The sequence below is a fragment of the Saccharothrix sp. ST-888 genome (assembly GCF_000955975.1).
Taxonomy (GTDB): Bacteria; Actinomycetota; Actinomycetes; order Streptomycetales; family Streptomycetaceae; genus Kitasatospora.
Genome location: NZ_JYJF01000008.1, coordinates 99,402 through 108,284, shown reverse-complemented (window position 1 = coordinate 108,284; position 8,883 = coordinate 99,402). Strand labels below are relative to the sequence as shown.

General features: G+C 71.5%; 10 protein-coding genes. 2 read left to right on the top strand and 8 right to left on the bottom strand.

Annotation, left to right across the window (positions count from 1 at the left end; genetic code table 11):
• Positions 1–303, top strand: a 303-nt coding sequence (locus UK12_RS40950) for a hypothetical protein (RefSeq protein WP_045300289.1), incomplete at its 5' end; no start/stop codon positions are given.
• A 114-nt stretch (positions 304–417) separates the two neighbouring features.
• Here the strand turns inward: UK12_RS40950 and UK12_RS05895 are convergent.
• The 3 genes from UK12_RS05895 to UK12_RS05885 all read right to left on the bottom strand — a co-directional run bounded on the left by UK12_RS05895 (position 418) and on the right by UK12_RS05885 (position 2,742).
• Positions 418–1,335 (bottom strand): oxidoreductase, encoded by a 918-nt coding sequence (locus UK12_RS05895; RefSeq protein WP_045300286.1) that lies wholly within the window; start codon positions 1,333–1,335, stop codon positions 418–420.
• A 287-nt stretch (positions 1,336–1,622) separates the two neighbouring features.
• A complete protein-coding gene (locus tag UK12_RS05890; RefSeq protein ID WP_045300284.1) occupies positions 1,623–1,883 on the bottom strand; it encodes a hypothetical protein in 261 nt (86 codons plus the stop codon).
• Between the two features lie 271 nt (positions 1,884–2,154).
• Positions 2,155–2,742: an SMI1/KNR4 family protein gene (locus UK12_RS05885; protein WP_197084599.1), complete on the bottom strand. Its 588-nt coding sequence runs from the start codon at positions 2,740–2,742 to the stop codon at positions 2,155–2,157.
• Positions 2,743–3,697: 955 nt separating this feature from the next.
• Here UK12_RS05885 and UK12_RS05880 point away from each other — a divergent pair.
• Positions 3,698–4,369, top strand: a complete 672-nt coding sequence (locus UK12_RS05880; protein ID WP_082119341.1) for a Crp/Fnr family transcriptional regulator — start codon at positions 3,698–3,700, stop codon at positions 4,367–4,369.
• A gap of 42 nt (positions 4,370–4,411) precedes the next feature.
• Here UK12_RS05880 and UK12_RS05875 read toward each other — a convergent pair whose 3' ends face one another.
• The 5 genes from UK12_RS05875 to UK12_RS05855 form a co-directional block, all read right to left on the bottom strand.
• Positions 4,412–4,612, bottom strand: a complete 201-nt coding sequence (locus tag UK12_RS05875) for a ferredoxin (RefSeq protein ID WP_331386635.1) — start codon at positions 4,610–4,612, stop codon at positions 4,412–4,414.
• Positions 4,606–5,865, bottom strand: a complete 1,260-nt coding sequence (locus tag UK12_RS05870; protein ID WP_045300282.1) for a cytochrome P450 — start codon at positions 5,863–5,865, stop codon at positions 4,606–4,608. The genes UK12_RS05875 and UK12_RS05870 overlap by 7 nt, the downstream gene beginning before the upstream one ends.
• 172 nt (positions 5,866–6,037) lie before the next feature.
• Positions 6,038–7,306, bottom strand: coding sequence for a beta-ketoacyl synthase N-terminal-like domain-containing protein (locus tag UK12_RS05865; protein WP_197084598.1), 1,269 nt, complete (start codon positions 7,304–7,306; stop codon positions 6,038–6,040).
• Entirely contained in the window at positions 7,303–7,551 is a 249-nt protein-coding gene (locus UK12_RS05860) for a phosphopantetheine-binding protein (protein WP_045300280.1), read from the bottom strand. The genes UK12_RS05865 and UK12_RS05860 overlap by 4 nt, the downstream gene beginning before the upstream one ends.
• Positions 7,552–7,622: 71 nt before the next feature.
• Positions 7,623–8,858, bottom strand: a complete 1,236-nt coding sequence (locus UK12_RS05855; protein ID WP_045300278.1) for a hydroxymethylglutaryl-CoA synthase family protein — start codon at positions 8,856–8,858, stop codon at positions 7,623–7,625.
• Positions 8,859–8,883 lie beyond the last annotated feature (25 nt).

The following is an 8,883-nucleotide window of genomic DNA, read 5'->3' as shown; positions in this document are numbered from 1 at the left end:
ATCGTCTCCGGATACGTCATCACCAACCACAACACCAGCGGCTGCAGCGGCATCGGCTCCTGGTACCACCAGCGCGCCCGCGACGGCATCTGGACCTGCTCGGGCTCGCCGATCGTCTCCGGATACGTCATCACCAACCACAACACCAGCGGCTGCAGCGGCATCGGCTCCTGGTACCACCAGCTGGTGCGCAACGGCATCTGGACCTGCCCCTACTCGCCCATTCCGGCCGGCTACCGGAGCACCACGTACAACGCGACCGGGTGCAGCGGCCTCGGCGCTTGGCTCACCGTGCGCGCCTGATCCCACCAGTCGCGCAGAGGGCACCGCGGACCACGCGGTGCCCTCTCTGCGATTGTCGGCAGGTGGCAGCGATCTGAAGCAAATGCGGGCTGCCCCGGGGAGCCGGACAATATGTCAGTTCACGCTTTGCTCCGAACCGAGGAGCTGGAGGCGCGCCAATTCGTCCGGCGAGAGCCGCAGTTCACCGGCAGTGATGTTCTCGACCAGGTGGTCGGGGTTGCTGGTGCCCGGGATGGCCAGCACGTGCGGTCCACGGTGCAGCGTCCAGGCCAGGCGGACCTGCGCCGGAGTCGCGCCGTGTGCACGTGCGATGGCGAGCACCTCGTCGTCGTGCGTGTCGGCCGCGCTCGCTTCGAGCCGGTTCCCGGAGATCGCGAAGTACGGTACGAAGGCGATGCCCTGTTCACCGCAGCCGTCCACCAGGCCGTCGGCATCCGAGGCTCGGCGGTCGAGGCCGTAGTAGTTCTGGACGCAGACCACCGGCGCGATGGCCTGGGCCTCGGCCAGATGCTCGGGCCTGACGCTGGAGATGCCCAGGTGGCGGATGAGCCCGGCGTCGCGGAGGTCGGCCAGGGCACCGAAGTGGTCGGCGATCGAGTCCACGCCGTTCCTGCGCAGATTGACGACGTCGAGGTGGTCGCGCCCGAGCTGCCGCAGGTTCTCCTCGACCTGGCCGCGCAGTTGCTCGGGGCGGGCCATGCCCTGCCACTCTCCCGACGGGTCGCGTCCCGGTCCGACCTTGGTGACGATGACCAGGTCGTCGGGGTACGGCGCCAGCGCACTGTTGATCAGCTCGTTGGCGGAACGCAGCGGTGAGAAGTAGAACGAGGCGGTGTCGATGTGGTTCACGCCGAGTTCGACCGCGCGGCGCAGGATCGCGATCGCGCGGCTGCGGTCGATCGGGGCACCGTCGGAGTTCCCCCGCACCCCGTTGCCCGTCAGGCGCATCGTGCCGAAGCCGAGGCGGTTGACTTCCAGGTCGCCGAGCTTCCAGGTGCCCGCAGCCGCTGCGGTTACCGTCTCAGAGGTCATGATCGAGGTGTTCCTTACGGTTCTTGGCGCGCTTGCCGCTGCCGACCTCGGAGTATGGGGTCCCGATCGGCGCACTGAGAAGGCTCGGACGACGCGCGAAGAGTCACACGGAATACGGGAACGGCCCTGCACCGTGCCGCGTTGGGAAATATGTGAACGCCGCTACCGGAGAGCGGTGATCTGCCCGGACGAGGAGCACGGCGGGTTCGTGGACCGTCGACTGACTACGCTGCGGGATAAGCTACTTCGCCGATGGCCGAAGCCTGGGGGCGCGGGGGCGCGGGTGATCAGTCGGTGTTCCGTTCCCGGCTCCGGTCGATCAGCGCCAGGACCACGGCCGGATTCGTGGCGGTCTCGTCCCGGGTGAGGGCCGCAGCGGCTGCCGACACCTCGTCCGACACGACGCTGAGCTCGCCCGCCTCGTCGTTGAGGTACACCCAGTCGCCGTCCCGGACGGCCCGGGTGCAGCGCTCGACCAGGTCGAGCAGGCGGGCGTAGCAGTCGGCGAGGTCGCGGGCGGCGGGGGTGAGCGGGGGTTCCTCGGTCATGGGTCGAGCGTGCGGCACGGAGGGCGCGGGTGCAGCCGGGGACGACCGGACGGCCGAGGCAGCGGGTCGCCCGCCCGACCCCCTGCCACCAGGGCAGGTACGGGATCGCCGTGGCGCGCACGGTGGGATCGCGGTGCTGCCGGAGACCTACGGGCCCGGCCGACCGCGGGTCGGAGCCACCGGTTCCCGGACTGTCTTGCAGCAGGCGCTGACAGGGACCCGCCGGGTGGCTGTGCTCGGGTTCCGAGGACCCGTCCCGTCGATCACGAGGTCAGCCCGTCGACTCCAGCCAGTCCGTGTACCAGGTGCGGAAGTCCGGCCCCGGAGCCAGGCCGCCCCAGTCGGGGTCGTCGAACCAGACCTGCCCGGCGCTCTTCCCGGTGACGACGAGCCGGGCGAACATTCCGCATCCGGCTTCTGCGATGACCAGAGTCCCGCTCAGCTCGTAGCGGGCCCTACTCCCCTTGCCGGGGCCCGGAATTGCCCGGGTGTACGGAAAGGGCGTGGCCAGGAACCCGGGCGCCAGGCACTCCTCCCGAAGGTCGTGGACCGCGTCCTCGTCGTCCAACTGCTCGGTGAGACCGAGCACGCCGTAGTACGGACCGGCTCCCCCGTCCGCCACTTCCGCGAGGAAACGGCGGTAGGACTCGGGCAGCCGCACCCCGGACTCCCGCTCGAAGGAACGGATCGTCCGGTCCGCCAGCGGAGGCCGCAGCCGATATCCGTGGTAGTCGGCGCCGAACCGCTTGAGCTCGGGGTCCTGTTCCGTCATGGCCGCCAACCGCAGGCTCAGCGAGGCGGCGTCCCACAGGCCGCTCCCGCCGCCACCGGACGGCCGCACCGTTGCTCCTGCCGCCACGGGTTCCCCGTCCTCTCCCGGTCGGCTGTCGAATCGACGATCGTCGGCAGCCTACCCGCCGCCCGTACGGTCCCGGACGGGTCGGCCGGAGGAGACTCCCGGCTTCGCGCACACCCGTCCCGAGCCGCACGGTCGCGCGGTCGTACGGTCGGCGGAGATCTGTCGACCCGTCGGAGGAGGACACCGAACTGCCCACTCGGCGACCCGGGGATGTTCACGCCCGATAAACCCTGGCCGACTCCAGTTGCGCCACAGCGCTCAGCGGCCCCAACCGCAGGCAATCAGCCACCGCCCGGCTCCGGCAGCAGGCCGCCGGGGGCGCGATCACGAAGGTGGGCCGGCTTCTGCGCGCCCGTCCCGTCGAGGCGTCACCGACCGGTACCGGTCACCGTCCGACCGTCCTGACGTGCGGCGACGGCGTCTGCTCCGCACCTGGTTCCGGTCGTCCCACAGTGTGGGACGACCGGGGTCGCAGTGCCGTCGCGACCGGTTCCGCCATGGCTACGACCGTGCCGGTCGTCACCGGGGAGTCACGAGCGAGCGAATCATTTCGGCCATATTCGCGGCAATCAAAGAGATCAATGATCGGTATGTCGATCATACTTTCACTTCGCGATTTCCATTGGTACGCTTTCCGCATCGCGGAGGGGGTGATCATTTCATGACCCTGACAAGCGCCTCGCTATTGCCCCGTCGATGCGCCGTGAATTCCGCGACGTGGGCACCCGCAATGCCACGGCAGTGAGATTTCGCGTGCGTGCCGCGATCGCGGCCGCGCCGACGACCTTTGGACAGGGGGGTGGTCTCGCGTAGTCCCTGAGGGCGTTGCAGGTTGGCACAGCACACATCCCGGGCCTCCCCGATCTGCACCCTCACGCCCCGCCCGACCTGCCTGGACGTGCCCGGACACCACTGTGAAACCGTGCAAGACCTGCATGAAGAACCGGGGGGAAACATGAACTCCGAGAACAGCGGCAACTGTTTTGGCATACGATTGCACACCGCCGCGCTCGCCGGCCAGGCGAGTGCCACCAGGCTCACCTTCCCCAAAAACAGCCATATTTACAACTGCGGCGAGGAAGACAGTCATCTCTACGTGGTCGAGAGCGGCCAGGTGAAGACCGTCACGCATTCCCGCGAGGGCAAGCGGTGCGTTCTCTCGATCTACGGGCAGAACGATGTTTTCGGCGAACTCTGCCTTCTCTCCGGCGCCCGCGCCGAGACCGCCACCGCGATGCGCCGGACCACGCTGATCCGCATCCCCACCATCTGGGTGACGGGCTGCCAGGACCACGGCATCCGCGAGGCGTTCATGACCCACCTCACCGCGCGGCTCTCCGAGCAGCAGCAGACCATCGCCAACCTGGTGACCATGGACAGCGAGAAGCGCCTGGCCGCCCTGCTGCTGACGCTCGGCCGCAAGTTCGGCGAGCGCAGGCCCCCCGAGACGCTGGTGATCAAGGAACGGATCACCCAGGACGAGCTCTCCGGCATGGTCGGGACGACCCGCTCCCGGATCGGCTACTTCCTCAAGCGGTTCACCGACGCCGGCCTGGTGCAGCGGGGCTCGGGGGCCCACCTCTGGGTGGACGAGCGCGGTCTGGCCGAGTACGTCGAGTCGGAGTAGCGCCCGCGCCGGACGGTGCACCGCGGCCGACGGCCGCGGCCGTCACTCCGTCAGTTCGATCGCCCCGGACGGGCAGAGATCGGCCGCCTCCCGCACGAGGTCGAGGACCCCGGAGTGCGGCCGGTTCTGCAGCAGCACCACCCGCCCGTCGGAGGGGTCCTGGTCGAACACCTCCGGCAGCGTGAACGCGCAGTTCCCCGAGCCGCAGCAGCGCTCCGCGTCGACCCGGACGCCGATCACCATTCGACCATCAGCTCCGTGACCCCGTAGAGGCCGAACATGTGGTGCCGGAACGGGATTTCGGCCACCGGACGGACGGTGCGCAGCTTCGGGAACCGCTCGAACAGCCGGGCCAGCGTCACCTGGAGCTCGACCCGGGCGAGCATCTGCCCCAGGCACTGGTGCGGCCCGTAGCCGAAGGCGACGTGCCCGCGGGCGGAGCGGGTGATGTCGAAGCGGTCAGGGTCGGCGAAGACCTCCGGGTCCCGGTTGGCGGCCATCAGCTGGGCGACCACGCCCTCCCCCGCCCGCACCGTGCGGTCGCCGATCCGGACGTCCTCCAGGGCGACCCGGTTCATCCCGATCTGCATGATGGTCTGGTGGCGCAGCAGTTCCTCGACGGCGCCCGCGACGAGCCCGGGATCGCTGCGGAGCGCCGCGAGTTGGTCGGCATGCTCCATGAGCAGCAGCGCGCCGAGCCCGATCATGCTGGCGGTGGTGTCGTGCCCGGCGGCGAGCAGCAGCCAGGCGAGCACCGGCACCTCGTCCCGGTCCAGTTCCCCGGTGGCCACCTGCTCCTCCAGCAGCCTGCTGATGAGGTCGTCCCCGGGCTCGCGCTCCTTGGCGGCCACCAGGCCCGTCAGATAGCCGAGGATCTCCTCCTTGGCACGCACGACCTCCTCCGGGGTGCTGCGCCCGCTGATCATCACCCGGGTGCTGTCCTCGAAGCGGGCCCGGTCCTCGTACGGGACGCCCAGGACCCCGCAGATGGTGGTCGAGGGGACGGGGTAGGCCAGTGCCGTGACCAGGTCGGCGGGCGAGCCCTGCTCGGCCATCCGGTCCAGCAGGCCGTCGACGGTGCGCTCGACCAGCGGGCGCATCTCCTTGGCGCCCTTGGCGGTGAACTCCTTGCCGAGCATGCGGCGGTAGCGGAGGTGGTCGGCGCCGTCCATCCGCAGGAAGGTGCCCTTGAGCACCTGCGGGACGGCCTGCCGGTACATCCGGGGGAAGCCCGGGTGGGCGCTGTCCGCGCTGAACCGGGGGTCGTCGAGCATCGCGCGGACGTCCTGGTGCCGGGTCAGCAGCCAGGCGTCCTGCCCGCTGGGCAGGACGACCTCGGCGACCGGCTGCTCGGCCTGCCAGCGGGCGTACTCGGCGGGCGGCGCGAACGGGCAGGTCCGCTCGCGGGGGAAGGTGGGCTCGCGGTCGGCAGCCTGAACCGCCTGAGCCTCCCGGTGAGCCTCCTGGTGAGCCGCCGCCTGGGTCTCGTCTGCCATGGGTCCCGCCTTCCGTCGACGATCTGCGGAGGAGCTGCTGCCGATGCGGCGCACGCTAGCCGGGCCGGGCCGCCGCGTCTGTTCACAACTGAGCACTGGCGCCTGCCGTATGGGCAGCACACACGCCCCGGACGGACCGGACCGCACGCGCCCGGGCCTCCCGCCGGCCGGCTCAGGCGTCCGGACGGGCCAGCAGCAGGCTGGTGTTGAAGCCGCCGAAGCCGAAGCCGTTCGACAGCGCGAACCCGGGCCGGGCGTCCTCGGCGGCGGTGCCCGCGAAGCGGTACCCCGGGTCGATCGGGCGGCGCAGCCCGGGGGTGGGGTGCACGAAGCCGCGCTCCAGCTGGAGGACGGTTGCCACCGCCTCCACCACGCCCGCCGACGCCAGGCAGTGGCCGGTGACGGCCTTGGTGGAGTTGATCCAGGGTGTGCCCGCCTCGTCACCGAGGGCCAGCCGCAGCGCCGCGAGCTCGGTCCGGTCGCCGAGCGGCGAGGCGGTGCCGTGCGTGTTGACGTAGCCGATCTCGCGGGCGGCGAGGCCCGCGCGCCGCAGGGCCGTCCGCATCGCGCGGGCCTCGCCGGCGGCCGAGGGGTCGGCAAGCTGGTTTCCGTCCAGCGCGCTCCCGTGGCCGCGCAGCACCGCGCTCGCCGCCCGGCCCCTGGTCCGCGCGGAGGCGGCGGATTCCAGTACGACCACGGCCGCGGCCTGGCCGGGGCTGAAGCCGCGGTGGTCCGCGTCGAACGGTGCGCCGGGCGGCGGGGTGCCGGGCGGTCCGGCGGCGGCCATAGCGCCGAGCGTCAGATAGCCCCGGGTCTGCAGCAGGGAGAGCTCGACGAGGGCGCCCACCACCAGGCAGACGTCCACCGCGCCGGCCTCGACCAGCCGGGCGCCGGTGATGACGCCGAGGTTGCCGCTGGCGGAGGCGCCGCCGACGGTGCACCCCTCGCCGGTGATGCCGAGGATGTGGCTGAGGGTGCCGACGTGGTCGGTGTCCTGGTGGTGCAGCGCGTACCGGGCGGGCAGGTAGGCGGGGTCCCGCTGGTAGCGGGGGCGCTGCTGCTCGGTGTGCTGCTCGGTCAGGTTGTTGCCCGCGACGACCAGCCCGATCCGGTCCGGGTCGGCCGGGGCCTCGTGCAGGCCCGCCGCCTCCCAGGCTTCGAGGGCCGCGGCCGCGGCGGCCCGCAGCGGCCACGGGGACCGCCCGGCCGCCCGGGCCGCCGTGCCCAGGAGGTGCGCCGGGAGACGGCGGGCGGCGAGGGCGCGCTCCAGCGAGAAGCCGTCGACGTCGGCGGTGAGGGCGGGCCCGTCCGCCGTACCGGTCGGGCGCAGCCCGCTTGCGCCCGCCGCCAGGGCGGCCGCGAAGCCGTCGACGTCCTGGGCCACCGAGCAGACGATGCCGAGGCCGGTGATCCCGGCCGGGGCCGGTGGCCGGCCGTTCACGCGTGCTTCAGCATGACGTCCACCAGGGTCGCGATGTCGTACCCCTGCTGGAACTCGTGCACGGGTACCACGATGCCGAGCTCCTCCATGGTGAGGGTCACGATCTCGGCCCGGTCGATGCTGTTGCAGCCGAGTTCCGAGAGGGTGCGTTCGGCGGCGAAGGCGGCCGGGTCGAGTTCGGGCACCACGTCCAGGGCGTTGCGCCGCAGGGTGTCGAAGACCTGGGTGCGGGTGAGGTCGCTCACGGGTACTCCTCTCGGGCCGGTCCGGGGCCGGCCGGCGGTGTTCGGCGACACATATCTGATCCGATGGTTCGTCAGATCCATTCGTAGCGGCGGTGGTAGTCCTCGATCGCCGCCAAGGCGAGGATCTTCGGGCGGTCCACGACGCGGTCCAGCAGGGCCAGGTGGGGTTCGTGGTCGACCCGGCGGTGGCGGTCGGGGCGCAGACAGCCGCGGGTCTCGTCGAGCAGGGCGTCGTACTCCGCGAAGTCCAGGCGGCCCCGGCCGGCGATGCGCTCGGCGATCCGGGTCTCGGCCAGGGCGGCGGTGGAGTCCGCGCCGATCACTCCGCTGAAGAACTCCGAGGAGCAGCCGGAGCCGTACGAGAACAGGCCGACCCGGGCCGGGTCGGCGGGCCGCACCTGGTCGATCAGCGCGGCCAGGGCGAGGTAGAGCGAGCCGGAGAAGAGGTTGCCGACCTCGCCCGGGTACACCAGGGACGGCGCTACCCGCCGGGCGAAGTCGGCCTCCACCTCCGGGCCTGCGGCGGCGCCGAGTTCGCGCATCATGCGGCGGTGGCCGGCCTTCACCATGCCCGCGAAGGGGGTGTGCATCGCCAGGTGGTCGAAGGTCCGGACGAAGTCGGCCCCCTCGACGCGGGAGCAGTAGTCGGCGAAGCTCCCGCCGAGGCACTCCAGGTAGGCGAGCAGCGAGCGGTCGACGTCGGCGATGTCCAGGTCGGGGGCGGGCCGGGCCGAGTCCAGGGTCTCGAAGCTGTAGGTGCCGAAGGCCCCCTGGTCGACCGTCAGCACCCGCGGCTCGTCCCCGACGAGCATCGCCACCGCGCCCGTACCGGTGGCCGGTTCGGCGTACTCGGCCCGTGCGTCGGCCAGCGAGACGTCGGTCGCGACGACCAGTGCCTTGGCCCCCTCGGAGAAACCGGAGGCCGTCTGGGCGAGCGCGAGTTGGAGAGCGGCGGTGGCCGAGTAGCAGGCCTGCTTCATCTCGACCAGCCGGCAGTTGCGGCCGAGACCGAGGTACCGGTGGACGTAGGAGGCGATCGACTTGCTGTAGTCGATGCCGGATTCGCTGGTGGTGACGAGGAGTTCGATGCGGTCCCGGACGTCGGGCCCGAGCCGGTCGAGCAGCGGGGCGGCGGCGTTCACCGCGTTGGTGACCGGGTCCTCGAACGGCAGGGCGACGGAACGCCGGCTCATGGTCAGGTTCCCGAACCGCCCGGCGTCCAGGCCCCGGCCGGCGAAGACGTCGGACGCCGCGATCTGCAGCAGCCCCGGGTGGACGTCGAGTGCTTCGATGCCGATCGGCCTCATCCGGGCCTCCTCCTCGTCGTGTCGG

Excerpts from the sequence above, each read along its gene's own strand:
- UK12_RS05895 (WP_045300286.1), bottom strand. The coding sequence starts at position 1,335 with ATGACCTCTGAGACGGTAACCGCAGCGGCTGCGGGCACCTGGAAGCTC.
- UK12_RS05890 (WP_045300284.1), bottom strand. The coding sequence starts at position 1,883 with ATGACCGAGGAACCCCCGCTCACCCCCGCCGCCCGCGACCTCGCCGAC.
- UK12_RS05880 (WP_082119341.1), top strand. The coding sequence starts at position 3,698 with ATGAACTCCGAGAACAGCGGCAACTGTTTTGGCATACGATTGCACACC.
- UK12_RS05875 (WP_331386635.1), bottom strand. The coding sequence starts at position 4,612 with ATGGTGATCGGCGTCCGGGTCGACGCGGAGCGCTGCTGCGGCTCGGGG.
- UK12_RS05870 (WP_045300282.1), bottom strand. The coding sequence starts at position 5,865 with ATGGCAGACGAGACCCAGGCGGCGGCTCACCAGGAGGCTCACCGGGAG.
- UK12_RS05855 (WP_045300278.1), bottom strand. The coding sequence starts at position 8,858 with ATGAGGCCGATCGGCATCGAAGCACTCGACGTCCACCCGGGGCTGCTG.